19 protein-coding genes and 2 tRNA genes are annotated in these 24,416 nt (G+C 60.3%); 19 read left to right on the top strand and 2 right to left on the bottom strand.

The window, feature by feature from the left end; translation table 11 throughout:
- The first annotated feature begins 23 nt into the window (after window positions 1–23).
- The 9 genes from ACTQ05_RS03405 (at window position 24) to ACTQ05_RS03445 (ending at window position 9,824) form a co-directional block, all read left to right on the top strand.
- Window positions 24–914 (top strand): YitT family protein, encoded by an 891-nt coding sequence (locus tag ACTQ05_RS03405; protein ID WP_441048319.1) that lies wholly within the window; start codon window positions 24–26, stop codon window positions 912–914.
- Between the two features lie 207 nt (window positions 915–1,121).
- Window positions 1,122–1,952 (top strand): transketolase, encoded by an 831-nt coding sequence (locus ACTQ05_RS03410; protein ID WP_154516003.1) that lies wholly within the window; start codon window positions 1,122–1,124, stop codon window positions 1,950–1,952.
- Window position 1,953: 1 nt separating this feature from the next.
- A complete protein-coding gene (locus ACTQ05_RS03415; RefSeq protein ID WP_441014998.1) occupies window positions 1,954–2,895 on the top strand; it encodes a transketolase family protein in 942 nt (313 codons plus the stop codon).
- Between the two features lie 451 nt (window positions 2,896–3,346).
- Entirely contained in the window at window positions 3,347–4,564 is a 1,218-nt protein-coding gene (gene ftsE / locus ACTQ05_RS03420; protein ID WP_441048318.1) for a cell division ATP-binding protein FtsE, read from the top strand.
- The gene (ftsX, locus tag ACTQ05_RS03425) at window positions 4,551–5,471 is read left to right on the top strand and encodes a permease-like cell division protein FtsX (RefSeq protein WP_154515997.1); all 921 of its coding nucleotides are present in this window, start codon (window positions 4,551–4,553) and stop codon (window positions 5,469–5,471) included. Before ftsE ends, ftsX begins: the two co-directional genes overlap by 14 nt.
- A gap of 268 nt (window positions 5,472–5,739) precedes the next feature.
- The gene (locus tag ACTQ05_RS03430; protein ID WP_441537939.1) at window positions 5,740–7,875 is read left to right on the top strand and encodes a ribonuclease R family protein; all 2,136 of its coding nucleotides are present in this window, start codon (window positions 5,740–5,742) and stop codon (window positions 7,873–7,875) included.
- Between the two features lie 174 nt (window positions 7,876–8,049).
- On the top strand, window positions 8,050–8,655 hold the full coding sequence (locus ACTQ05_RS03435) for a recombinase family protein (protein ID WP_427717749.1): 606 nt from the start codon (window positions 8,050–8,052) through the stop codon (window positions 8,653–8,655).
- A 111-nt stretch (window positions 8,656–8,766) separates the two neighbouring features.
- Window positions 8,767–9,342, top strand: coding sequence for a VanZ family protein (locus tag ACTQ05_RS03440; RefSeq protein ID WP_441537940.1), 576 nt, complete (start codon window positions 8,767–8,769; stop codon window positions 9,340–9,342).
- A gap of 47 nt (window positions 9,343–9,389) precedes the next feature.
- Window positions 9,390–9,824, top strand: coding sequence for an arsenate reductase family protein (locus ACTQ05_RS03445; RefSeq protein ID WP_441537960.1), 435 nt, complete (start codon window positions 9,390–9,392; stop codon window positions 9,822–9,824).
- A gap of 212 nt (window positions 9,825–10,036) precedes the next feature.
- On the opposite strand, the gene ACTQ05_RS03450 is transcribed toward ACTQ05_RS03445, so the two are convergent.
- Window positions 10,037–10,300, bottom strand: coding sequence for a hypothetical protein (locus tag ACTQ05_RS03450; protein ID WP_441537941.1), 264 nt, complete (start codon window positions 10,298–10,300; stop codon window positions 10,037–10,039).
- A 258-nt stretch (window positions 10,301–10,558) separates the two neighbouring features.
- Here ACTQ05_RS03450 and ACTQ05_RS03455 point away from each other — a divergent pair.
- The 6 genes from ACTQ05_RS03455 to ACTQ05_RS03480 all read left to right on the top strand — a co-directional run bounded on the left by ACTQ05_RS03455 (window position 10,559) and on the right by ACTQ05_RS03480 (window position 13,169).
- Window positions 10,559–10,632: transfer RNA gene (locus ACTQ05_RS03455), tRNA-Gln, on the top strand.
- A 17-nt stretch (window positions 10,633–10,649) separates the two neighbouring features.
- Window positions 10,650–10,726, top strand: a tRNA-Glu gene (locus tag ACTQ05_RS03460).
- A 95-nt stretch (window positions 10,727–10,821) separates the two neighbouring features.
- On the top strand, window positions 10,822–11,739 hold the full coding sequence (locus ACTQ05_RS03465) for a hypothetical protein (protein ID WP_154515983.1): 918 nt from the start codon (window positions 10,822–10,824) through the stop codon (window positions 11,737–11,739).
- Entirely contained in the window at window positions 11,729–12,199 is a 471-nt protein-coding gene (gene smpB, locus ACTQ05_RS03470; RefSeq protein WP_196025254.1) for an SsrA-binding protein SmpB, read from the top strand. The genes ACTQ05_RS03465 and smpB overlap by 11 nt, the downstream gene beginning before the upstream one ends.
- A 232-nt stretch (window positions 12,200–12,431) precedes the next feature.
- A complete protein-coding gene (locus tag ACTQ05_RS03475; RefSeq protein WP_441048313.1) occupies window positions 12,432–12,935 on the top strand; it encodes a flavin reductase family protein in 504 nt (167 codons plus the stop codon).
- A gap of 90 nt (window positions 12,936–13,025) precedes the next feature.
- Window positions 13,026–13,169: a rubredoxin-like domain-containing protein gene (locus tag ACTQ05_RS03480; RefSeq protein ID WP_035137395.1), complete on the top strand. Its 144-nt coding sequence runs from the start codon at window positions 13,026–13,028 to the stop codon at window positions 13,167–13,169.
- 468 nt (window positions 13,170–13,637) lie between these two features.
- Here ACTQ05_RS03480 and ACTQ05_RS03485 read toward each other — a convergent pair whose 3' ends face one another.
- Window positions 13,638–14,894, bottom strand: coding sequence for an Nramp family divalent metal transporter (locus ACTQ05_RS03485; RefSeq protein WP_441537944.1), 1,257 nt, complete (start codon window positions 14,892–14,894; stop codon window positions 13,638–13,640).
- Between the two features lie 513 nt (window positions 14,895–15,407).
- On the opposite strand from ACTQ05_RS03485, the gene gltB reads away from it, so the two are divergent.
- From gltB to ACTQ05_RS03505, 4 genes are all read left to right on the top strand, one after another.
- Window positions 15,408–20,096: a glutamate synthase large subunit gene (gene gltB / locus ACTQ05_RS03490; RefSeq protein WP_441537946.1), complete on the top strand. Its 4,689-nt coding sequence runs from the start codon at window positions 15,408–15,410 to the stop codon at window positions 20,094–20,096.
- Between the two features lie 5 nt (window positions 20,097–20,101).
- A complete protein-coding gene (locus ACTQ05_RS03495; RefSeq protein ID WP_441537948.1) occupies window positions 20,102–21,583 on the top strand; it encodes a glutamate synthase subunit beta in 1,482 nt (493 codons plus the stop codon).
- Between the two features lie 424 nt (window positions 21,584–22,007).
- Window positions 22,008–22,715 (top strand): hypothetical protein, encoded by a 708-nt coding sequence (locus ACTQ05_RS03500; protein WP_441537949.1) that lies wholly within the window; start codon window positions 22,008–22,010, stop codon window positions 22,713–22,715.
- Window positions 22,716–23,153: 438 nt separating this feature from the next.
- Window positions 23,154–24,230 (top strand): hypothetical protein, encoded by a 1,077-nt coding sequence (locus ACTQ05_RS03505; protein ID WP_441537950.1) that lies wholly within the window; start codon window positions 23,154–23,156, stop codon window positions 24,228–24,230.
- Window positions 24,231–24,416: the final 186 nt, after the last annotated feature.

The raw sequence follows: 24,416 nt of genomic DNA on the forward strand, positions 1-24,416 counted from the left end.
TGCGCTTTTTTGAGGGAGGTAGCATGGCATATCGTCTGGATATCAAGCGCATTCTTTCAATGAACTTCTTCCGCGATCTACCCCAGATCATGCTTGGGTGCGCTTTGGCGGCCATCGCGACCGACCTGTTTTTGATTCCCAACGGTCTTGCCGCCGGTGGCGTTACGGGCCTTGCGACTATTATCCAGGCGGTCGGTGCCGCGCGGGGCGTGTCGCTGCCCGTCGGTATCCAAACCATCGTGATGAATGCCTTGCTGTTGCTGGTCGTCATGCGCGAGGGCGGCATGTTCTATGTGGTACAGACGGCGACAGGCTTTGTGCTACTGGGCTTCTTTACCGACCTGTTTGCCCCGTTTGTAGCGCCTCTGGCAGATGCAGACCTGATGCTTCCCGCTATGTGGGGCGGCATTATCACGGGCATTGGTTACGGCATGGTGTTACGCGCCGGCGCCAACACCGGCGGCTCCGACACCATCGGCCAGATTATCTCACGTAATACCTCGCTGCCGGTGGGTTCGACCGTCATGGCGATCGATGTCGCCGTATGCGCGGCATCGGCCCCCGTCTTCTCTCTAGAGAACGCGCTGTATGCAGGGCTTTCGATGGTAATTAGCGGCTATGTGATCGACGCTGTGGTCGATGGCGGCAACAAGCGCCGTATGGTGCTCATCATCTCGGAGAATTTCCCCGATATCGCGGCCGATATCATGTATGGCCTGGGTCGCGGCTGCACTAAATTTAAGGCGACCGGCATGTATTCGGGCGCTGAGAAGCCGGTGATTATGGTGATCGTTAGCCGCCGCGAGCTCAATACACTCAAGACCATCGTGCGCGAGCGCGATCCTCAAGCTATCGTGACGGTCGCCGACGTTACGGAAGCCTTCGGTGAGGGGTTCAAGGACATTAACGCGTAGGGCAGACTGCGCTCCATCCAAAAGACGTTCACATTGATAAACCGATTCATCAGCGGGTCTGCCAGCTAAATTATTCAAATAATGATAAAAACTCTGGTAAAGCCTTCAGTTTCCAGCATAATGAATGGCGCACGTGCATTGCGGCTGGGTTGGGATTACCTTCTGCGCCGTGCGCATCTTGTCTAAAGAGGATGAAAGGAAGGCACAATGAGCGACGAAGAGCTCAAAAAAGTTGCCAACGAGGTAAGGAAGGGCATCGTCACCGGCGTGCACGCTGCCAAGTCCGGCCATCCGGGCGGTTCGCTCGGCTCTGCCGACATCATGACTTATCTGTACTTTGAGGAAATGAATGTCGACCCGGCCGATCCTCGCAAGGCCGACCGCGACCGCTTTGTGCTCTCCAAGGGCCATTGCGCTCCGGGTCTGTACGCCGTGCTCGCCGAGCGCGGATTCTTCCCCAAGGAGGACCTCGAGACGCTGCGCCATATCGGCAGCCACCTGCAGGGCCACCCCAACATGAACGACACCCCGGGCGTCGACATGTCCACCGGCTCGCTGGGCCAGGGCATCTCCGCCGCCGTGGGCATGGCCGTCGCCGCCAAGCACTGGGGCGATACTTACCGCACGTACGCCCTGCTGGGCGACGGCGAGAGCGAGGAGGGCCAGGTCTGGGAGGCCGCCATGTTTGCCGGCAATCAGCAGCTCGACAACCTCTGTGTGATCGTTGACCACAACGGTCTGCAGATTGACGGTCCCGTCGAGGAGGTCAACGATCCCATGCCGCTCGCCGACAAGTTCCGCGCCTTTAAGTTCCACGTGGTGGAGCTCGCCGACGGCAACGACTTCGGTCAGATTCGCGCCGCCTTTGCCGAGGCTCGCGCCACCAAGGGTCAGCCTACCGCCATTATCGCCGAGACCATGAAGGGCAAGGGCGTTTCCTTTATGGAGAACCAGGTTGGTTGGCACGGCAAGGCCCCCAACGATGAACAGTTTGAGCAGGCCATGGCAGAGCTCACGGCCGCCGGAGAGGAGCTCTAGGATGGCAGACGTCAAGAAAATCGCCACGCGTGTAAGCTACGGCGAGGCCCTCGTTGAGCTCGCTGCCGAGCACGACGACTTTGTGGTCCTCGACGCCGACCTGGCTGCCGCCACGCAGACCGGTAAGTTTAAGGCCGCCTGCCCCGACCGCTTCTTCGATGTGGGCATTGCCGAGAGCAACCTGATGGGTGTCGCCGCCGGTATCGCGACCACCGGTCGTACTGCCTTTGCGAGCACCTTTGCCATGTTTGCCGCCGGCCGCGCTTTTGAGCAGGTCCGTAACTCCATCGGCTATCCGCACCTCAACGTCAAGATCGGCGCCACGCACGCCGGTATTTCGGTGGGCGAGGACGGTGCCACGCACCAGTGCTGCGAGGATATCGCCCTTATGCGTGTTATCCCTGGCATGACCGTGATTGTCCCGGCCGACGACGTGGAGGCCCGCGCCGTGGTCCGCGCCGCCTACGAGTGCGACGGCCCCGTGTACATGCGCTTTGCCCGTTTGGCCTCGCCGGTCATCAACGACCCCGAGACCTACAAGTTCGAGCCGGGCCGCGGCATCGTCATGCGTGAGGGCGCCGATGTGACCATCATCGCCTGCGGCCTGATGGTTGGCGAGGCTCTCGAGGCTGCCGAGCAGCTCGCTGCCGAGGGCATCGACGCCGAGGTCATCAACATGCACACCATTAAGCCCATCGACGCCGATCTGATCGTCAAGAGCGCCGCCAAGACCGGCCACGTCGTGACCGTCGAGGAACACTCCGTGATCGGTGGCCTGGGCAGCGCCGTTGCCGACGTGCTCTGCGAGCAGTGCCCGACGCCGCTCAAGAAGATTGGCGTCAACGACACCTTTGGCGAGTCCGGCCCGGGCGCCGAGCTCCTGCACAAGTACGGCCTGGATGCCGCCAACATCGTGGCAACCACCAAGGAGTTCTTGGCCTAGGGCAAGACGAGGCAAAGTATCGCTTTAGCAACCGTATGCAAGCCACAACAGGGGCGCACCCAAAGAGGGCGCCCCTGTTTTTTGTGGGCAACAAACAAATCGGGCCCGCACCAAGCAAGGGCTTCCTCCGGGAAGCGGGCCCAGACCAGCAAAGTGCAACTCAGCCCTCCCAACTTTGTATATGCGGCACCCCAAGAAAAACGCGGCGACTCCTTAGTAGCCGCAGGCCGCGCACAGGGCTACCTCCCAAATCATTCCGCAGGACGGAGGAGTCCCCGCAGCGCGAAGCGCACAGCGGGGACTCCGACATGTCCGAGGACGATTTGGGAGGTAGCCCTGTGCGCGGCCGGTGAGACCAAAACCTTGCCATGCTTCTTATGTGCAGCGAAGCTAATGCTGCTAAAATACAAAGCGCTCATGTAGTTTAAACGCACGATGATAAGGAGCACCAGTGGGTAACCACTTCCGTACCTCCGGTGCGGGCGATGAGGCCCCCAAGACACGGCAAGGTGTCCCGGGCACACGTTTCGCCACTCCGGATTCAGAGGGCCAGCATATTGCTCAGGCCCCCGCACAGCCGGCAGATCAGGCACGGCCGGCATCCGATCCCTTTGCCTACAATCCCACCAGCGATGTCGAGCTTTCTGCCGCTGCGGGCTTTGAGCCCGTCCAAAAGGTGACTGCTCGCGTGAACCAGCCTCAGACGTCAGCCGAGCCTCAGCCGACCATGGCGGGCATTCCCGATCCCATGGTTCCTGCTACGCCCGCGCCGCAGCCGGCGCAGTCCGGCCTCTTTGCCGGCATTCCCGATCCTATGCAGCCCGCTGCGCCCATAGTCGAGAATGATCAGGCTGCCGAGGTCGCAAGTCTTGACAATGCGCTCAACAACCCCGATTTTACGTCGGTGTTCGCGCCTATCGATCCGCAGGCAAGTCGCAAGAAGATGGCCAAGCAGGCCGGTGTCGAGCCCGTCATTCTGATGGAGCATGTCACCAAGATCTACCCGGCACAGCCCAACAAGCCCGCACTCGACGACATCAACATCGAGATCTATCCGGGTGAGTTCGTCTTCTTGGTCGGTCATTCCGGATCGGGTAAGACCACGCTGCTTTCCACGCTCAACCGTGATGTCAGGCCTACGAGCGGTCGCATTTTGGTCGCCGGTCAGGATCTCATGAAAATCAAGAACCGCAAGGTTCCCTTCCTGCGCCGCCAGATTGGCGCCGTGTTCCAGGACTTTAAGCTTCTGCCGCAAAAGACCGCCTATGAAAACGTGGCGTTTGCCCTGCAGTGCATAGGCAAGCCCAAGGGCGTCATTCGCAGCCAGGTGCCCGAGGTACTGCGTCTGGTCGGTTTGGCCGATCAGATGGACTCGCTGCCCGATCAGCTTTCCGGCGGCGAGCAACAGCGCGTGGCCGTCGCCCGCGCCATGGTCAACCGTCCGCCGCTGCTGATTTGCGACGAGCCAACGGGCAACCTCGACCCGGCAATTTCGCTCGGCATCATGAAGCTGCTCGAGCGCATTAACCGCACCGGCACGACCGTGATCGTGGCTACCCACGATCGCGAGATGGTCGATAGTATGCATCGTCGCGTGATCGCCCTCGAGGGCGGCCACGTAATCCGCGACCAGGAGAGGGGAGGTTACGGCAACTATGGCACCAACTAACGTGGGCTATTCGCTCAAAGAGGCAATGAGCCACTTCTTCCGTAACTGGACCACCTCGCTCGGCGCCGTCATCACGATTTTCCTTTCGCTGTTTATCATCGGCCTGTTCATCATGGGTTCCGCGATGCTGAACTCCGTGATCGGCACCGTTGAGGACCAGGTTGTTATCAACGCGTTTATTAGCGATGACGCCGACCAGGCCGACGTCCAGGCTTTCGAGAGTGAGCTCAAGACGTGGAACAACGTTAAGTCCGTGACCTATAAGGACAAGGACGACGCGCTGGCCGAGTACACGAGCAAGATGTCGGGTAACGCCGACGCCACTCTGAGCGCACTTGACGGCCAGAATCCGCTGCCTGCTTCGTTCGCGATCGAGATGGACGATCCGTCCCAGGTCGAGAGCACGGCCAAGAAGCTCAAGAAGAACTCCGATTTCCAGAAGATCGCGGATGACGGTGACGTTGATGCGAGCGTTCTGTACGGTCAGGAGGAAGTGAGCCGCCTGTTCCAGGTGACGAACTACATCCGCATCGCTGCCGTTGTGCTTGTTGGTTTGCTGACGTTTATCGCGTTCATCTTTATCAACAACACGATTCGCCTGTCGATTACGGCTCGCCGCCGCGAGATTGCTATCATGCGCCTGGTGGGCGCCAGCAATGGCTTTATTCGCGGTCCGTTTATCACCGAGGGCGTGCTGCAGGCCGTTTTGGGCTCGCTGCTTTCCATCGGTGTTTTGGAGCTGCTTCGCAACCTGTTGGTTCCGCGTCTTCAGGAGAGCATTGGCTGGATGTCGTTTGCGCTGCCGATGCAATACTACCTGGTGACGTATGCCGCACTGATCCTGGTCGGCGTGATCATCGGTCTCTTTGGTTCCGCCATTGCCATGCGTCGCTACCTGCGCGTGTAGACACAGCTGGAATTAGTTTTGCTAACGGGCCGTCCCGCTCTGGGGCGGCCCGTTTTTTGATTCCCGTGCGACGGAGGAAAAGGGCTCACCGGCAGTTCGGCTTGTCTCGATAATTCGATTTTCTCCGTCACATAGGGATCATGACGCGAGGTGCGTGCCCTGTTGTTGATTGGGTAGACTCTTTGATGCGTGCGGTTTAGGCCTGCACGGTGTTTTGACATGATGCGGTTGCGCCTGCGGGCCCCGCAACAGATAGTAAGGAGGCGCCATGGGGCGCAATAACAAACATAAGCGTAGCGCTCGCAACAAGCGCGCGCCGGTGCGTAGCGAGCGGCGTCCCAGCCTGACGGGCCGTGTGCAGCTCCATGAGCACAGCGCCTATGTTGTCACCGATAATGGCGACTATAAGGTTATGGGTCGCGGCAAGCGCGAGATTATGGACGGCGACATCGTGGCCGTGAGCATTAAGACCGGACCGCGCGGCGATCGCCGTGCCGTGATCGAGGGCGTTGTCGAGCGCGCGGCCATAAGCGTGGTGGGCACGTATCAGACGGCAGGCCCGCTCGGTGTGATCGAGCCGCTTGATTCGCGTCTCAAGGCCGATTTCTTTATTTTGCCCGAGGATACTTCGGCGGAGCGTTTGGGCGTGCATCCGGGCGATGCAGTCGTCGCACGCATTTTGAGCTATCCGACACGCTTGGAATCGGGCACCGTGACTCTTGAGCGCCGCATTGGCGGCGACGATGCGCCCGACTTGGGCGTTCAATATGTCATGGCTCGTTACGGCTATACCGATACTTATCCCGAGACCGCCCTTGCCGAGGCCGAGGAGCTATCGCTCGACGTGGCGACAGCTCTTAAGGACCCACTTCGCCGCGATCTGCGCGACCGTTTTATCATCACGATCGATCCGGTCGACGCGCGCGACTTTGACGACGCCATCTCGTTGGAGCGCACGCCGCAGGGCGGCTACAAGCTGGGTGTCCATATCGCCGATGTATCGCATTATGTGGCCTGGGACGGACACATCGACCTAGAGGCTCGCCATCGCACGACGTCGGTGTACCTTGCCGATCGCGTGCTCCCCATGTTGCCCGAGCGCCTGTCGAATGACCTGTGTTCCTTGCGCCCCGACGAGGATCGCCTGGCGTTTACCGTCGACATCGAGCTCGATGCGCAGGGGCACGTCCGCCACTACGATCCGTATCCCAGCGTGATTCGCTCGCGCGTGCGTATGGACTATGACGGTGCCGAGGCATTGCTGGTGCGTGCCGGTGCGGTGGAGTACTCCGTGTTGGAAGGTGCTGCCGAGGATGTTGCTGCAGCCGAGGCGTCGCGCGAGGAGGCGCTTGAGCGCGGTTTGACTTGCGAAGAGACTGCCCGCGACTACGACGTGGATCTGAGCGATTTCCTAGTTGCTGCCAACGAGCTTGCCGAGCGACGCCGTCGCATTCGCCGTGCGCGCGGCTCGGTCGACTTTGACACGGCGGAGATTCGCGCTTTGCTGGACGAGGATGGCATTCCCGTGCAGATCGTGGCCCGCGAGCGCTCGTGTGCCACGTCGCTCATCGAGGAAGCTATGCTGCTTGCCAACGAGTGCGTTGCCGAGTGGCTGGCAGACCGCGATATTGAGGCATGCTATCGCGTGCATGAGGATCCCAGCCCCGACAGCTTGCACGGGGCCGCTGTGACGCTGGCGCAGCTGGGTATCATCGACGATCGCCGCGCGGCCGGCATTGCCCTGGGAAGTCCCGATGAGCTGCAGGCGGCAGTTGACGCTGCCGCTGGCACGGCAAATGCCCCGCTTGTCAACACGTTGCTATTGCGCAGTATGCAGCGCGCGCTGTACAAGCCGCGCAACGAGGGCCACTTTGCGCTCGCCGCGCCGTGCTACTGCCACTTTACGAGCCCTATCCGACGCTATCCGGACCTTGTTGTCCATCGCGTGCTCAAATTGCAACTGGCGTATGAGCAGCTGGGCGGCAAGGATGCCTTGGCGCGCACGCCGCGGCTGATTGGCAAGGGTCGCGAGTCGCTGCCGCGCATCTTGCCGCAGATTTGCCGTGCATGCAGCGATGCCGAGCGTGCGGCCGACGCCGCCAGCCATGCGACGCAAAAGATCAAGATTGCCCAGTATTACGAGGATCGTCTGGGCGAGCGCTATGCCGGAACCATTTCGTGGGTCAGCAGCATGGGCCTCTTTGTGCGCCTCGACCTGACACAGGTCGAGGGCTTGGTCTCGATTAAGAGTTTGGGAAGCGAGTGGTTCGAGTTTGACGAGGACGCGCTCACGTTGACGGGTGCCGACACGGGGCGCCGTTTTGAGTTGGGGCAACGCGTGATCATCGAGGTCTCGCGCGTCAATACCACGCGCGGGCACTTGGATTTCAGGCTTATTCATTAGCCGGAATTTGGTGATTGATAGAGAACGGGGCGGTCTTTTGGGGCTGCCTTTTTTGTGGCGGTTCAATCCTCTTGCCGCTCGCGCGCTTGCGTCTTCCGCCTGCTATAGGGGAGATAAAACCTACCAAAATAAACCTGTCCCTTTTTGGGAGGTTTACGAGAGAGCGGGGATGAGATGACAACGGTGTACGGGTATGCGCGGGTGAGCTCGCGTGATCAAAATCTGAATCGGCAGCTGGATGCGCTGGGCGCCTATGGCGTGGAACCGGCGAATATCTTTGCCGACCATGCGAGTGGCAAGGACTTCGATCGACCGCGATATCGCGAGCTGCTGTGCGCGTTGGATTCCGGCGATGTGCTGGTGGTACTTTCCATTGATCGGCTGGGCCGTAACTACAGCGAGATCCTCGAGGAATGGCGGTGCATAACCAAAGAGCTCGGCGCCGCCATCGTGGTGCTGGACATGCCATTGCTCGACACGCGCGCCAGAGACTGTGGTGGGTCGGACGTGACGAGTACGTTGATTGCCGATATTGTTTTGCAGCTGCTGAGCTATGTGGCGCAGGTGGAGCGCGAGAACATCCACCGGCGCCAAGCCGAGGGCATTGCGGCGGCGCGAGCGCGCGGCGTGCGCTTTGGCCGGCCCCGCAAGCCCTGTCCCCCGCAATTCGAGCTGGTACGCGATGCCTACGAGGCGGGTGATATCACGCGGAGTCAGGCGGCAAAGCGGCTAGGCGTGTGCGTGGGGACGTTCGATCGCTGGATGCGCGAGATGGAGTAGGGGCGCCACGGTCCTTTGGCGCCCCGATTCGAACATTTTGGATTTCGCTACGGCGACAACTGCATTTGGGGGTACACTCGCTGCTGCTCAAAAAATGACGGAGGTTAGCCCTTGGCGCGTGCGAAGCACATAGTCGGATGGATTTCGATTGTCCTGCTGGTCGTGACGCTGGCAAGTATTTGGATGCTGACGGAGCAAAACGTGGAGCAGACGTCGTCGCTCAGCGAGTCCACCGCGCGTGCGGTGGAAGGACGGGCCGCGGACGTGCGACCCGACGCCACGCAGGAGTTCCAGGCGGGGGATGCCGTCGAGGGCACGGATTCAACGACTGCCACTGTTCATCCCGACCCGCTTGCGCCCGTTCGTCTGTGGATGGGTGCCAACATTCGTCGCGTCGCACATACCGTTGAGTTCTTCTTTGTAGGACTGTTTGCTTCGGCGACAGTGGCATGCCTGGGCGAGTGCCTGCCATGCGCGCGATTCCGGTACGTACTCGCTCTGCTCTTTTGCGCCGTCTGCTCTGTCGGTGACCAAGTGCACAAGATCTTTGTTCCTGGTCGTCATTTCGACATGATCGACCTGGGCTTCGATGCCGCGGGTTACGTTGTCGCCATGCTGTTGGTGCTGTTGGCCGCCGCGCTGGTTCAGCGCGCGACCTGTCCCATTGGCGCCCATGAGAGGCGCTAACCTCAAGATGGAAAATCGCGACCGCCTGTACGTCGGCGCTGGTTACAATATCGGCATCGGTCGCAGATGGCCATCGATGCGCTGTTTGCCAGACACTTGTCTTCTCTAAGAAGGGAATCCCCATGGCAGTGCTGTTTGTTGAATACCCCAAATGCTCGACGTGTAAAAAGGCCAAGGCCTGGTTGGACGAGCATGGGGTTGAGTACGTCGATCGCGATATTGTTACAGACAATCCTTCGGCTGAGGAACTTGCGACCTGGATTGCTCGTTCGGGGCTGCCGGTGCGACGCTTCTTTAACTCGTCGGGCATGAAATATCGAGAGCTTGGTCTGAAAGCGCGCCTGGATGCGGGTATGACGGACCAGGAGTGCTTTGAGCTACTCGCGACTGACGGCATGCTGGTTAAGCGCCCGCTGCTGGTGGGCGACGACTTTGCGATCCCCGGCTTTAGGGAAGCGGCTTGGACCGAGGCGTTGCTGTAGCGGCTTCGGAAAGTGCGTCCCATTTTGAGTGCTGATTCTGGGATGTGCTTTCCGGTTGAGGGCTCTATCGGAAATGACATCCCGTTTCGAGCGCTGATTCTGGGACACGGTTTCCGGTTGAGGGCTCGACGGGAAAGTGGGGACCAGTTTGAGCTTGAAATCTGGGATGCGCTTTCTGCCGGCGGGCCTACTCCAGGGCGGGCCTGCCCCAGTCAGTCCTTCAGCTGCGCCCATTCATGTGGGTCGTAGATCTTTACGTGCTTGTCGGGCGTGTCGCTCCAGTACTCTTCGTCCATAAAGGGCAGGTATGCCTGAATGCCGGGGCAGATAAACGGAATTCGTTGCCGCTGCAGGCGCTCGCGCTGCCGCCGCTCCAGGTTCTTCTCGGATATGACGGTCGGCATGCCGGACAGCTCGACGAGGCTTGCCTGGATGCGCTTGAGGTTGGGGAGCGCCGCATGCCATGACGTCCGCATGATCAAAAGATACTTCGATTGTGTTGCCTGGTGCTATCGTTTTCGCGTTAGTATCTGCCAACGGTTGAGGGCTACCGCTCGCGGCGTTTTGCCCTTCGTGTACAGCGGTCGGCATCACAGGTCCTTCACGGGTTGGACGAAATTAGGCCAATTTGACCGAATTTTAAAAAAGTCAAAATTGGGGCTTGCGTCACGGCGAGACTTCCCGTATATTTCTTTCTTGCGCAAAGGCACAGCCGAGCGCAGCGATGCAATCATTGGGATGTCGTCTAATGGCAGGACAGCGGATTCTGGTTCCGTCAATGGGGGTTCGACTCCCTCCATCCCAGCCATTGCATTTGCTACATATGGCCCGTTCGTCTAGCGGTTTAGGACGCCGCCCTCTCAAGGCGGAGATCACCAGTTCGAATCTGGTACGGGCTACCACAAATTGAATGCCCGGGCCTCGCAAGAGACCCGGGTTTTGTGTATACACCGTATGTGTGGAATGAGCCGCGTTTCACCTGGACCGAGGAGTTGCCATGGACCTGCCCATCAGCCTACAAGACATTACGTATGCCGAGAATTACCTGGCGCAGGGAGACCTGGCCACGGCGACGCCGCTGCTGGAGCGTTTGGTGGAGCTCGCCGAGGAGTATATCGATGCCGAGTGCAAAACGGAGGAGAACCGCCAGTACTTTAGCTTCGATAGCAAGTTTGAGCGCCTGGCCTACCGCCGCGTGGAAAAGGATCCACGCGAGCTGGTGCAGGTCGAGGTGCCGTTTGACCGCCTGTACTCCGACATGGCGTTTGCCTACATCCGTCAGCAGGATTATGTGAGCGCCCGCAATGCCTTGATGCAGGCCGTGCGCTGGGACCCCATGAACTGCAACTACCGACTGGATCTGGCCGAGCTGTTCCGTGCGCTCGAGGACAAGCAGGAGTGGGCTTCGCTTTCGTTTTCGGTGCTGGAGCGTGCGAGTGACGGCAGGTGCGCCGCCCGCGCCTACGCCAACTTGGGCCAGTACTTTTTGGAGCCCGAGACCGAGAACGTCTCGGCGGCCGTGGGTTGCGCACGTCTGGCGCTGCGCTTGGCCCCTGGCGATTCACATACGACGCGCTTGCTCAGCAAGATCCATGCCACCTATCCGGATGCCGCCGACGAGAGTGATGAGCATGTGATGGGCGAGCTGGCGTTACAGGGCGTACCGACCTCGCCTTCGGCCGAGATTGCCATTTGTCTGATTATGTGTGCGACCGACGCTGCGAGCGACGGTGACAAGCAGGAGGCTACGCGCCTGACGGTCCGTGCCCGCGACCTGGTGGGCGAGGAGGCATGCGCGGCGATCATTAAGCTGGTGCGCGAAAGCGATGCCGAGCTCAACGCCGAGCGCAAGGCCAAACGCGAGGCCGCGAGCGGGAAAGCCGATGACGCCGAGGAGGCCGGCGATGCCCAGTAAGCGCGAGCGCAAGCTCATCTCCAAGAATCGTTCGGCGCATCACGAATACTTTATCGACGAGACATTCGAATGCGGCATTGAGCTGAGCGGTACCGAGGTCAAGTCGATTCGCGAGCGCGCCTGTCAGATTACCGATACTTTTGCGCTGATTCGCGGCGGCGAGTGCTGGCTGGTGGGTTTGCACATCCATCCCTATAGTCACGGTGGCGTGTGGAACCGTGATCCCGATCGCCGGCGCCGTCTGCTGCTGCATCGCAAGGAGATTGATTTTCTTGACGGCAAACTACGCAACCGCGGCTATGCACTGGTGCCGCTCGAGCTCTACTTTAATGCCGATGGTCGCGTTAAGCTGCTGTTGGGCCTGGGCCGTGGCAAAAAGCTCTACGACAAACGCGAGGACATGGCCAAACGTGACGTTCAGCGCGAAATCGATCGCGCGCTTAAGGAGCGTAATCGCTAAGGGTTGATATCCGGGCGGGCGGGGATGTTCATCCATTACTGTTGTCGTACTCCCGGTCTGCTCCTCGCAAGTTGCGGTGGAATAGTTCCTGTTTGTTGGGTATCCAGGCTTAAACAGGGACTTTTTCACCGCAACTGCGTGTGGCTCATTTTTCTTACCGTTCTGACACATATGTCTCATTGTGGGTATATACGTCTGCAAGGCTCAATTCCGAGTTAGGGGAGTGATCGTTTTGGATAAAGCTGCGTTCTTTACGATGCCGTGCGGGCTGTATGTGGTGAGTGCCGCGGCAGATGGATCGCGCGCCGGCTGTATTATCAACACCGCGGTGCAGGTGACGTCCACGCCGCCGCGCATTTCGGTTGCCGTGAACAAGGAAAATGTCACGTCTAGTGTTATCTCGTCTGCCAAGGCCTTTGCGCTGACCGTGATCGATCAGACGGCCGATATGCCCTACATTGGTAACTTTGGATTCCGTACCAGCAGCAACTATGACAAATTTGCCAAGTACGAGACGCGCGAGACCGCACTGGGCATGCCCTATGTTCCCGAGCATGCGGCGGCCTTGTTTAGCTGCCGTTTGATCGACACAGTGGATGTGGGCACGCATCTACTGTTTATCGGTGAGGTCGAGGATGCCGAGCGCCTGAGCGACGAGACGCCGCTCACCTACGATTACTACCATAAGGTCCTGAAGGGCAAGACGCCGCCCAAGGCGTCTTCGTACCAAGGGTAGAAATGCGGTAAAACCGCTTGCATTATATTATTAAGAATATATACTAATTAAGCAAAGTACATCAGCAGCCACGTTCGAGAGGAGAACATCATGGCCGAGGAAAAGAAGACGTACAAGTTCGTGTGCACCGTTTGCGGTTACGAGGTAGAGGTCGACACGCCCGAACTGCCCGAGGATTACGTGTGCCCGGTGTGTGGCGTCGGTCCCGATCAGTTTGAGCTCGTCGAGGAGTAGCTCGTAGACACACGACTTGCAGCAACATATAGCTCTGTCCAAGGGCCCCGGTCGAATTCTCGGCCGGGGCCCTTTTCCTCCGTCCCCAAGGGATCACGGCTGCTATTAGCCGATCCTGTCTGTTGTGAGTCCGGCCGACCTTTTGTCTTAACCTGCAACATCTAGCGGCTCAAAACGGGTCTTCCTGTTACAGAACGAGACAAACCAAAACCATCATTCTCAAAATCTCAATCTATAACATTTAGGCACGTAAACCCCCTCTACTTGTTACAGATCGAGACAAAAGGTTGGGGCTGAAGAAATATCTCGATCTGTAACATCTGGGCGCGGAAATTGGGTCCACTTGTTACAGATCGAGACAAACTGAAACTATCTCTCAGAAAATCTCAATCTGTAACATCTAAGGGCTCAAAACGGCCTCACGTGTTACAGATTGAGATGTTATATCTGGACAGTCACGCCATCCCATTACATTCCCGTTAGCAGCACGATGTCGAGAATCGTCACGATGACACCGATCCCTACGAGCAACGCGTTGAGCGGGCGCGAGTTGGCGTATTTGCCCATGACGCGGGGCGAGCTGGTGAGTCGTATGAGCACAAAGACCGTAATCGGCAGCTGAAGCGACAACAGTGCCTGACTCCAAATGAGACCCTCAAAAGGATTCGGGACGATCAGGCACGCCGCTACTGCGCCGACGAAACAGGCCGCCACTCCGATCGAGGAATGTCGGTCGTGGATGTCGTATTCCTCGTCGAATATGCCCGCGGTGATGGTGCCCGCCGCCATGCCCGCCGTCACGCTACTCGATATGCCCGCAAACAGCAGTGCCACCGCAAAGATGGTCGAGCTTGCCGGGCCCAGAATGGGGGAGAGCGTGGCCGCTGCGACAGCGAGGTCGTCTACGACAATGCCGTGCGCAAAGAAGGTCGTTGCGGCTAGGATGACCATGGCCGAGTTGATTGCCCAGCCCACACCCATCGAAAAGAGCGTGTCGAAGAGCTCGTAGTGCAGGCGTTCTTCGATAACCTGCTCGCCTTGGCCTTCGAAGTGCATGGATTGGATGACCTCGGAGTGCAGGAAGAGGTTGTGGGGCATAACGACCGCGCCTAGGACACTTACGATAATCGCGACTGAGCCGGTGGGCATACTGGGTGTGATCCAGCTTGTGGCGGCTTGCGGCCAGTCGACCTTGACCAGCAGAAGCTCGGCTAAAAACGAAAGTCCCACCACGCCCACGAAGGCGATGATCCAGCGTTCGGCGCGTTTGTAGGAGCTTGTCATGAGCATGGCAATCGATGCCGCCGCCACGATGATGCAGCCGGCACGTACGGGCAGGCCAAAGAGCATTTGAAGTGCGATCGCACCGCCCAGGACTTCGGCCATGGCGGTGGCGACCGTGGCTAGATACGCACTGCCGAGTATCGCACGCCCGACGAGGCGGGGCAGGTGGCGCGTCGTGGCCTCGGCAAGACACATGCCCGTGGCGATGCCCAAGTGAGCCGCGTTGTGTTGCAGCATGATGAGCATGATCGTGGACAGCGTGACGATCCACAGCAGCGCGTAGCCAAACTGCGAGCCGGCGGCCATATTGGAGGCCCAATTGCCCGGGTCGATAAAGCCGACGGTCACGAGCAGCCCGGGGCCGATATGCCGTGCGATGTCGAGTCCGCCGTGGCCGCCGGTGCGCGGGGAGCCAAAGTGATGTTTGAGATGGTCGATCATGGTGCACTCCTGCGTGCCGTTTGTTTGACGCCGCAAAGGATACCCGTTTTAGGCTCAAAATTTGACCATGACTAACAAAATTGTTGTGATGGTAAAAGGGGGTTGCCGAAATGTCTTGATCTGTAACAACTAGGGATGGAAATTGGGCCTAGGTGTTACAGATCGAGACAGGAAGAAATGGTCCTATGGAAAATCTCGATCCGTAACAGCTGACCGCCAAAACCGGCCCCTCGTGTTACAGATTGAGACATTCGGAACCGTCTCTCGAGAACATCTCAATCTGTAACCGTTAGTCGTCGAAATTGGGTCTTCCTGTTACAGACTGAGATGTTTGAAGCGGTGAGCTTACAGGCCGAACCTGGGGCCCTTGTTGTTGCCCTTGAGGTCGGCGGTGTCCACTCGTAGGGCGTGCGTTACGCAATTGTTTCGAAACGGGCGGGAAACACAATGGGCCGGCGATGCTTCTAGTATGCCTATTCAACTGACTGTCTATATATCTAGGGGAGGATCGCGATGCAGGCAGATTCCGCTCAGCAGCAGGGCCTTTATCGCCCCGAATTCGACCACGATGCATGTGGCATCGGCGCGCTTGCCGATATCAACGGTGAGCGCCACCACCAGATTCTGGACGATGCGCTGTCCATTCTGGTCAACTTGGAGCACCGCGGTGGCACGGGACTCGAGAAGAATACCGGCGACGGCGCCGGCATCCTGTTCCAGGTTCCGCATCACTTTTTCCGCAAAGAGGCTCAAAAGTGCGGCCAGATTCTGCCAGCAGAGGGCGACTATGGCGTGGCCATGCTGTTCTTCCCGCAAGACGACAAGGGCGTAGAGGATGCCCGCCGCGTGTTTGAGGAAGGCTGTGCCGAGGCCGGCGTGCCGCTGCTCTTTTGGCGCGAGGTGCCGGTCGACCCTCACGATCTGGGCGAGACGGCCCGCGCCTGCATGCCCACCATCCTGCAGGCCTTCCTGGGCCGTCCGGACGACACGCCCGCCGGCGATGCCTTTGAGCGTCGCCTGTACGTGTGCCGCCGTACCATCGAAAAGAAGGCCGACGCCGAGTTTGCCCTGCGCGACAAGATCTTCTATGTGTGCTCCATGAGCTCGCGCACCATCGTGTACAAGGGCATGCTGGTCGCCACGCAGATGCGCCGCTTCTTTATCGATCTCAACGACGCCGCCGTCAAGACGGCCGTGGCGCTCGTCCACTCGCGCTACTCCACCAACACCACGCCTAGCTGGGAGCGCGCACATCCCAACCGCTTTATTATCCACAACGGCGAGATCAACACCCTCAAGGGCAACGTCAACTGGATTCGCGCCCGCGAACCTAACCTGTACAGCCCCGTGCTGCAGCATGATCTTGAGCGTGTGATGCCCATCATCAACCGTGAGGGTTCCGACTCCGCGATTCTGGATAATGTGCTCGAGTTTTTGGTCATGAACGGCCGTCCGCTCACGCGTGCCGCGTCCATGTTGCTGCCCGAGCCTTGGGACCACAACGACAACCTGAGCGAGGAGCGTCGCGCCTACGATGCCTACCAGTCCATGCTCATGGAGCCCTGGGACGGCCCGGCGGCCATCGCCTTTACCGACGGCCGTACGCTGGGTGCCGCCCTCGACCGCAACGGCCTGCGCCCGGCTCGCTACTACGTGACGCGCGACGGCCGCTTTATGCTGGCAAGCGAGGTGGGCACCATCGAGGTGCGCCCCGAGAATATCCTGACAAGCGGTTGTTTGGGACCGGGCCAGATGCTCGAGGTCGATTTTGCCCGCGGCCGTGTGATCTACAATGACGAGCTGCGCGCCCGCTATGCCAAGGAAAAGCCCTACCGCGATTGGATTGCCGAAGAGACGCTGACCGTTGACGCGCTCGACAAGCCCGCCGCGGCAACGCCCGCCGAGGATGCCGAGGTGCCTGCCGCCGTGCGTATGGCCAAGCTCGGCTACCACTGGGATGATGTTGACGAGGTCGTGCGCCCCATGGCCCAGCAGGGCAAGGCCCCGCTCGCCTCGATGGGTATCGATGCGCCGCTGGCCTGCCTGTCCAAGAAGACGCGCTCGTTCTTTGATTACTTCTATCAACTGTTCGCCCAGGTCACGAACCCGCCGATCGACGCCCTGCGCGAGCATATGGTCACCTCGACCACGCTCTACCTGGGCAACCACGGCAACCTGCTCGAGGACTCTCGTACGGCCTGCCAACTGGTGCGTCTGGAGCGCCCACTGCTGAGCGAGGAGGAGTTCGATCGCATTTGCGCGATTGACCGTGTTGGCTTTAAGACCCGCCGTTTCCGTGCCGTTTACCGCCGCGATGCCGGCGAGGGCGCGCTGCAGGCTGCGCTCAAGCAGCTTGCAGAGGACGTTGAGGCTGCGGTGCGCGACGGCGTGAACATCGTGGTGTTGAGCGATCGCGCCGGAGCGGACGAGGTACCCGTGCCGTCACTGCTCGCCGTGGGCTGCGTGCACAACCACCTGATCCGCGCCGGCGTGCGTACCTTTGCCGACATCGTGGTGGAGTGTGGCGACGCCGTGTCTCCGCACGACTTTGCGGCGCTGGTGGGCTACTCCGCGAGCGGCATCTATCCGTACAACGCGCATGCGTGCATTCGCGACTTGGCGGCGCACGGCGATCTGGACGTGACAGCCGAGCAGGGCATCGCCAACTACAATAAGGCTGCGACCGCCGGCATCGTTTCCATCATGTCCAAGATGGGCATCTCCACGGTGCAGAGCTACCATTCGGCGCAGATCTTCGAGGCCGTGGGCTTTACGCCGGAGTTCGTCAACGCGTACTTCGCCGGCACGGTGAGCCGTGTGGGCGGTATGGGTGTCGAGGATGTTGAGCGCGAACAAAACGAGCGCTACGACGCCGCGCTCGCAATCCTTAAGAGCCCGGCTCCCGATCAGCTGCCCACGCTGGGTCTGACCAAGTGGCGCCCGCTCGGCGGCGAGGATCACCTCATCGATCCGCAGACTGTCTACTTGCTTCAGACCGCCTGTCGTGAGGACAGCTACGACACCTTTAAGGAGTACAGCGCCCGCCTACACCGCACCGGCCGTGCCGTGCGTCTGCGTGACTTGCTCGACTTTAATGCCAACGGCCGCACGCCGGTTTCGCTCGACGAGGTGGAGCCCGCGCGCAACATCGTCCGCCGCTTTAACACCGGTGCCATGTCGTACGGTTCTATCAGCAAAGAGGCGCACGAGTGCATGGCCATCGCCATGAACCGCCTGCACGGACGCTCTAACTCGGGCGAGGGCGGCGAGGATCCGCGTCGCGAGACCCCGCTGGCTAACGGTGACTCCAAGAACTCCGCCATCAAGCAGGTGGCAAGTGCGCGCTTTGGCGTAACGAGCCGCTACCTGTGCAGCGCCTTCGAGATTCAGATCAAGATGGCCCAGGGCGCCAAGCCCGGCGAGGGTGGCCACCTGCCCGGCAAGAAGGTCTACCCCTGGATTGCCGAGGTCCGTCAGTCCACGCCCGGCATCGGCCTGATCTCGCCTCCGCCGCACCACGACATCTACTCCATCGAGGACCTGGCAGAGCTGATCTTTGATCTTAAGAACGCCAACCCCGGTGCGCGCGTGTCGGTCAAGCTGGTCAGCGAGGCCGGCGTCGGCACCATCGCCACCGGTGTGGCCAAGGGTGCCGCCGACAAGATCTTGATCAGCGGCCACAATGGCGGCTCGGGTGCCGCGGCGCGCGATTCCATTTGGCACGCCGGCCTGCCGCTGGAGCTCGGCCTTGCCGAGGCTCAGCAGACGTTGCTGCAAAACGGCCTGCGATCCCGCGTGGTGCTCGAGGCCGACGGCAAGCTCATGGACGGCACCGATGTTGCCGTTGCCTGCCTGCTGGGCGCCGAGGAGTTTGGCTTTGCGACCATGCCGCTCATCTCCATGGGCTGCCTCATGCAGCGCGACTGCCAGCAGGATACCTGCCCGGCCGGCATCGCCACGCAAAACTGTCGCCTGCGTCGCGGCTTCCGCGGCAAGCCCGAGCACGTTGAGCACTTTATGCTCTTTGTTGCCGAGCAGCTGCGTGAGGTCATGGCGAGCCTGGGCTTCCGCACCGTCGACGAGATGGTCGGCCATCCCGAGTGCCTGCGCCAGATCGAGGTACCGGGCAACCGCAAGGCCAACCTGCTTGATCTGTCGCCCGTGCTGGCGAGCGCGACCTGCGAGTTCGGTGCCCATATCCCGGGCGCCGACGGTCGCCACTTCCTGCCGCAGATGGCTGCGGACAGCGAGCTCGACAAGACGCTCGACTCCACATTGTTCGTGCCCTATACGGCCGATGCCCGTGCGCACCTGCGTCCGATTCGGTTCCGCGCCGATATCGCCAACGTCAACCGTTGCGTGGGCACCATCCTGGGCAATGCGGTGACCAAGGCGCATCCCGAGGGCCTGCCCGCCGGCTCCATCACCATCGATTGCGATGGTTCGGCCGGTCAGAGCTTTGGCGCCTTTCTGCCGCGCGGCATTACGCTCAACGTGTGCGGCGACGCCAACGACTACTTTGGCAAGGGCCTTTCGGGCGGCGAGGTGTCGGTGCGCCCCAACCCGCATGCGACCTACAAGTTCGACGAGAACATCATCGTGGGCAACGTGGCGTTCTTTGGCGCCACGAGCGGCCGCGGCTTTATTAACGGCCTGGCAGGCCAGCGCTTTGGCGTGCGTAACTCCGGTGCCACTGTGGTGGTCGAGGGCTGCGGCAACCATGGCTGCGAGTACATGACGGGCGGCCTGGCGCTCATCTTGGGCGAGGTCGGGCAGAACTTCGCCGCCGGTATGACGGGTGGCGTGGCCTATGTCTTTGACCAGTACGGCACGCTCGAAGCCCGTGTGAACCACGAGAGCGTGGAGCTCAAGGCCCCGACGGCTGTCGAGCTGGCGCAGATTCGCGCGCTTATCCAGGAGCACGTGGACGCGACGCAGAGCCCGCGCGGCATTAAGCTGCTCTACAGCTTCGACTCGATGAGCAAGCACTTTGTGAAGGTCATTCCGACCGAGTACGAGCGCGTGCTGGCGATTGTCGCTGCGGCCGAGGCCGTGGGCAAGACGCATGCGCAGGCCGAGGAGTTGGCGTTTGACATCGTGACCGGCCGCGCGAGCAACGCGGATGTCGCTCGCTTTGATGTCGCGGGCGGTGCTGCGCCCGTGGCTGTCAGCTCTGTTGCTTCGACCAAGAAGGAGGCGTAAGTGCCATGGGTAAGCCCGGTGCTTTTCTTGATATCGATCGCGTGACCCACGAGCTGCGCCCCGTGGAGGAGCGCAGCCGCGATTTCGATCCGCTGTATGTGGAGCTCGACGACGATGCGCGCCGCGCCCAGGCGAGCCGCTGCATGATGTGCGGCGTGGCGTTTTGCCAGATGGGTGCGAGCTTTGGCAAGGCGCGTCCGAGTGGCTGTCCGCTGCACAACCTGATTCCCGAGTGGAACGAGCTGGTGTATCGCGGTCGCTGGGACGAGGCGGCCGAGCGCCTGTCGCTCACCTCGCCCATGCCCGAGTTTACGAGCCGCGTGTGCCCGGCACTGTGCGAGGCTGCGTGCAACCTGGGTTCGGTCGACGGCCAGCCCACAACGATTCACGATAACGAGCGCGCGATCAGCGACCACGAATGGGCAAACGGCGGCCCACGTCGCTTTGAGCCGGCAGGGGAGGACGCACCCTCGGTCGCCGTGGTGGGCTCCGGCCCGGCTGGCCTGGTGGCTGCATGGGAACTTGCGCGTCGCGGTGCCCGCGTGACGGTGTTTGAGCGCGACGACCGCCCAGGCGGTCTGCTCATGTACGGCATTCCCAACATGAAGCTCGAGAAGTCCGTGGTCGAGCGCCGCGTGGCGCTCATGCGCGAGCTGGGCATTGTCTTTGAGCTGGGTACTGACGTTACGAACCCTGCGGTGGCGGCCAAGCTCAATGGTTTTGACGCCGTTGTGGTGGCTGCCGGTGCTCGTACGCCCCGCGGTCTTTTGGCTACGAATGTGGATGCCCCGGGCGTGGTGTATGCCGTGGACTACCTGACGGCTTCGACCGTGTCGGTGCTCGATGGCGGTGAGCCCGCGGTGAACGCGCGCGGCCTGGACGTTGTAGTCATTGGCGGCGGCGATACCGGCAACGACTGCGTGGGTACCGCGGTGCGCCAGGGTGCACGCAGTGTGCGTCAGTTTGAGTTCTTGCCGGCTGCGCCCGATAAGCGTGCGGCGAGCAATCCCTGGCCGCAGTGGCCCAACGTTAAGAAGACCGACTACGGTCAGCAGGAGGCTATCGCTGCCATGGGCGGCGAGATGCGTGCTTGGGGCGTGGATACGCTCGAGGTATTGCTGGACAAGAAGGGCGCGGCCGCGGGCCTGCGCGTGGTCGATCTGGACTGGTCGGCCGGCAAGCCCGAACGCATTGCGGGCTCCGAGCACGAGGTGCCGGCCCAGCTGGTGCTGATCGCCTGTGGCTTTACGGGTCCGGAGCACGGCGTGTTCGACGCTGTTGACGTGCCTATTGGCACGGCGGGCCGTCCGTTGCCCGTGATGGCCTCCGAGGACTCGCATCTTGCGGCTCGCGTGGATGGCGTTGCCGCGGATGCCGCGCCGGTGTATGTGGCCGGCGATGCCCGCAACGGCAGCTCGCTCGTGATGAGTGCCATGGCCGATGCCCTCGCCTGCGCAGCCGAGGTCGCCGAGGCGCTGGGGCTGTAAGACAATCACGGAGTTACTCAACAATCGAATCGGCAAGGGCTGTCCCCAACGGCCGGCATATAAGGAACGTCCCCAAGTGCCGGCAGCTGGGGACGTTCCTTATATGCCGGCATCCGGGGACACTCCTTGCGGGTTTGCGAGCGTTTTGCTCGTTTGCCGACGTTTGGCTGCCTACCCGTTGGCGTTTGCGCTCGTTGCGCTCTGCTGTTTATGTGGCGGCTTTAGTTGTTTGCGGACAGCGGCGCGGGTGATTCGTCTAGTTCTACCCGCGATTTTGTGGCAATTTGCATAATCTGCAAGTATCCCGTCAAGTGCTTGGTCAGCATCTGGTTTGCAGCCCGATGCCCATTTTGCCCGTGATGGCGGCGACCACCCGCCCTCCTCGTAAGCTCAAATTGAGGTTTATCAGTTTGAGGAGGATGCCATGGCTGATCATGTTTTGGACCGGGGACGTCTGGCCGAGGCCGTCGGTGACGATATTGCCGGCATGGCCCAGTTTTGGATGCTGCGCAAGTTTCAGTTTTTGGAGGCGGCGCGTACACAGTTCGAAGTGATAGTCGATCCATGGCTCAGCTATTGCGAGGAGCCCTCGCAAAATGAAATCATGGCCTATAACATGGCATTTACCGATTGGCTGCTGTTCGAGCGTCCCTATTACCATGGCAAGACGCTGCTTGAGCTGTATGTTGACGAGCCGCCGGCGTCGCTTTCGCCCGTCTCGCTCAGACGACTCGAGCAGGTGCGCGACACGCACTATTTTTCGCGCTTTGGCATTTTGGATAAGGATCCCGCGACCGGCATGGTCGCGCTGCGTGACACGCGTACCGACCGTCGCTTTGACGTCTACGATCCGCATATCGTGCAAAAGGAGCACTGGCGCGATGGCGCGATTGCAGTGCGCCTCGCGTGCGTCGACGATGTCTGGCTGACGGCGGGGCAGCTCTACCTCTACGACATTGCGCGCCTGAGCGACACGGCGGTCGACGGGCCTGGCGCCGTGCATCCTGAGGACCTAGAAGATGGCTTCGATACCTCGTGTATCAGCTTCTTCTTACGGCTGGTTCGCGACATCATGGGTGCCCAGGGGCGCTACGTAAAGTCACTCAACATCTACGAACAGGAATGGGAGTAGGGGATGGGCATCTGCCGCCTGCCTTGCCTTCTGCCTTTATATCTCGATCTGTAACGTTTAGGGACAAAAAACCGGTCTACCCGTTACAGATCGAGACGACTGCTTGGGCGTTGCTGGTTTGTCTAAATCTGTAACGTTTAGGGGTCTGGAGAACGTCTAACTGTTACAGATTGAGACGTTTGGCACCCGGCAGGGGGGATGTCTCGATCTGTAACATCTGCAGGCCAGAACTCGATCCAACTGTTACAGATTGAGACGTTTGGCGCCTATCTGGGGAAATGTCTCAACCTGTAACATCTACAGGCCAAAATTCGACCTAACTGTTACAGATCGAGACAAAGGTTGGGCGCGGTGCCGAACAATCTAAATCTGTAACAACTAGAGGCTCAAAGACTGTCTTCCTGTTACAGATCAAGACATTTGTCAGCGGAGGCAACGGTGACGATGGTCCATTTGTCTGACGTGGTGGTGATGAAAGTGTCTAATACCGTTTTCAAACACAAACATGCAACACGTAGCACCTTGGCGCGGAATAGGATGCTTGCCAGACTCACGGAGGTGGCTGAACAAGGCGTGCTGCTTGCGACGCACGATAATGCCGAGCTCATGTGGCTGCGGCGCCATGTGGGCACAGACGATATTGCGGAGCCCGAATCGCACCTATTCTGTTTTCAGCATGAATGGGATGCGTTGACGCCGCCGGAGCGGGCTCGGCGGACCATCAAGGGGCTTGCGGAGTTTCATCCCGATTGGGCGTTTTGGGGGTATGACGCCGCGCTGATATGGGGTCTGGAGGTGCCGAATGATCTGCTCGGGCCGCGTTACTTGGTCAAGACGGGTTGTTCGGTGGCGTTGAGTACGGGATATAGGCTGCTGCGTCCGCAGGCGGCGGGTGCGCTTGAGCGCGTCGACGGCGTGCGAGTGACGCCGTTTTGGCGCACGGTGGAGGATTGTCTGCTGCGTGTGCCGTTTTCATATGGTCTGGCGATTGCCGATTCTGCGCTGCGGGCGAAGGGCATATCGCGCGACGACCTCTGCGAACGGCTCCAGGCCGATTGCGAGGGCAGACGCGGGTATCGCAGAGCTCAGGTGATTGCGTCGCATGCGGACGGGCTGTCCGAAAATGGTGGCGAGTCTCGGTTCCGAGCGTTCTTTATTGCATACGGTTTTCCGGTGCCAGAGTTGCAGGTGGAGTTTTGCGATCCGCTCGATTCGAGCCAGGTGTTTCGGGTCGATTATTTCTGGAGGCTCGAGGACGGGACGTGCGTGATTGGCGAGCTCGACGGAAGAGGAAAGTATACCCTGCAGGATGGTGGGGACCGGGAGTCGGTCGACCCGTTCGTAGCAGAGCGTCAGCGAGAATCTCATCTGACATTGCTCGGGCACAAGGTGCTGAGGTTCACGTTTGATGAACTTAAGAACCCGGGGAAGCTGGCTGAAAAGATGAGGCTGGCGGGTATTTCGCAGCGGGCCGATTTGGCTGAGGGATGGAAGCGTCAGTGGTATGGGCGCTGAGGGATACGACTAACGCGGATGTGGTTGTTCCTGTCGAGTTTGTCTCGATCTGTAACATCTGGCTGCTAAAACCTGGTCTACCTGTTACAAATCAAGACGTTTTGCTGGAACGGCCGGAGCATTGCCGTGCTGTCTCCGTTTGCCCTCACAGCTCTCTCGTCCCTCCGCTAACCGATATGTTCGACT

Source organism: Collinsella sp. LCP21S3_A9, from assembly GCF_052118785.1.
Taxonomy (GTDB): domain Bacteria; phylum Actinomycetota; class Coriobacteriia; order Coriobacteriales; family Coriobacteriaceae; genus Collinsella.

Excerpts from the sequence above, each read along its gene's own strand:
- ACTQ05_RS03405 (WP_441048319.1), top strand. The coding sequence starts at position 24 with ATGGCATATCGTCTGGATATCAAGCGCATTCTTTCAATGAACTTCTTC.
- ACTQ05_RS03410 (WP_154516003.1), top strand. The coding sequence starts at position 1,122 with ATGAGCGACGAAGAGCTCAAAAAAGTTGCCAACGAGGTAAGGAAGGGC.
- ACTQ05_RS03415 (WP_441014998.1), top strand. The coding sequence starts at position 1,954 with ATGGCAGACGTCAAGAAAATCGCCACGCGTGTAAGCTACGGCGAGGCC.
- ftsX (WP_154515997.1), top strand. The coding sequence starts at position 4,551 with ATGGCACCAACTAACGTGGGCTATTCGCTCAAAGAGGCAATGAGCCAC.
- ACTQ05_RS03430 (WP_441537939.1), top strand. The coding sequence starts at position 5,740 with ATGGGGCGCAATAACAAACATAAGCGTAGCGCTCGCAACAAGCGCGCG.
- ACTQ05_RS03435 (WP_427717749.1), top strand. The coding sequence starts at position 8,050 with ATGACAACGGTGTACGGGTATGCGCGGGTGAGCTCGCGTGATCAAAAT.
- ACTQ05_RS03450 (WP_441537941.1), bottom strand. The coding sequence starts at position 10,300 with ATGCGGACGTCATGGCATGCGGCGCTCCCCAACCTCAAGCGCATCCAG.
- ACTQ05_RS03465 (WP_154515983.1), top strand. The coding sequence starts at position 10,822 with ATGGACCTGCCCATCAGCCTACAAGACATTACGTATGCCGAGAATTAC.
- smpB (WP_196025254.1), top strand. The coding sequence starts at position 11,729 with ATGCCCAGTAAGCGCGAGCGCAAGCTCATCTCCAAGAATCGTTCGGCG.
- ACTQ05_RS03480 (WP_035137395.1), top strand. The coding sequence starts at position 13,026 with ATGGCCGAGGAAAAGAAGACGTACAAGTTCGTGTGCACCGTTTGCGGT.
- ACTQ05_RS03485 (WP_441537944.1), bottom strand. The coding sequence starts at position 14,894 with ATGATCGACCATCTCAAACATCACTTTGGCTCCCCGCGCACCGGCGGC.
- gltB (WP_441537946.1), top strand. The coding sequence starts at position 15,408 with ATGCAGGCAGATTCCGCTCAGCAGCAGGGCCTTTATCGCCCCGAATTC.
- ACTQ05_RS03495 (WP_441537948.1), top strand. The coding sequence starts at position 20,102 with ATGGGTAAGCCCGGTGCTTTTCTTGATATCGATCGCGTGACCCACGAG.
- ACTQ05_RS03500 (WP_441537949.1), top strand. The coding sequence starts at position 22,008 with ATGGCTGATCATGTTTTGGACCGGGGACGTCTGGCCGAGGCCGTCGGT.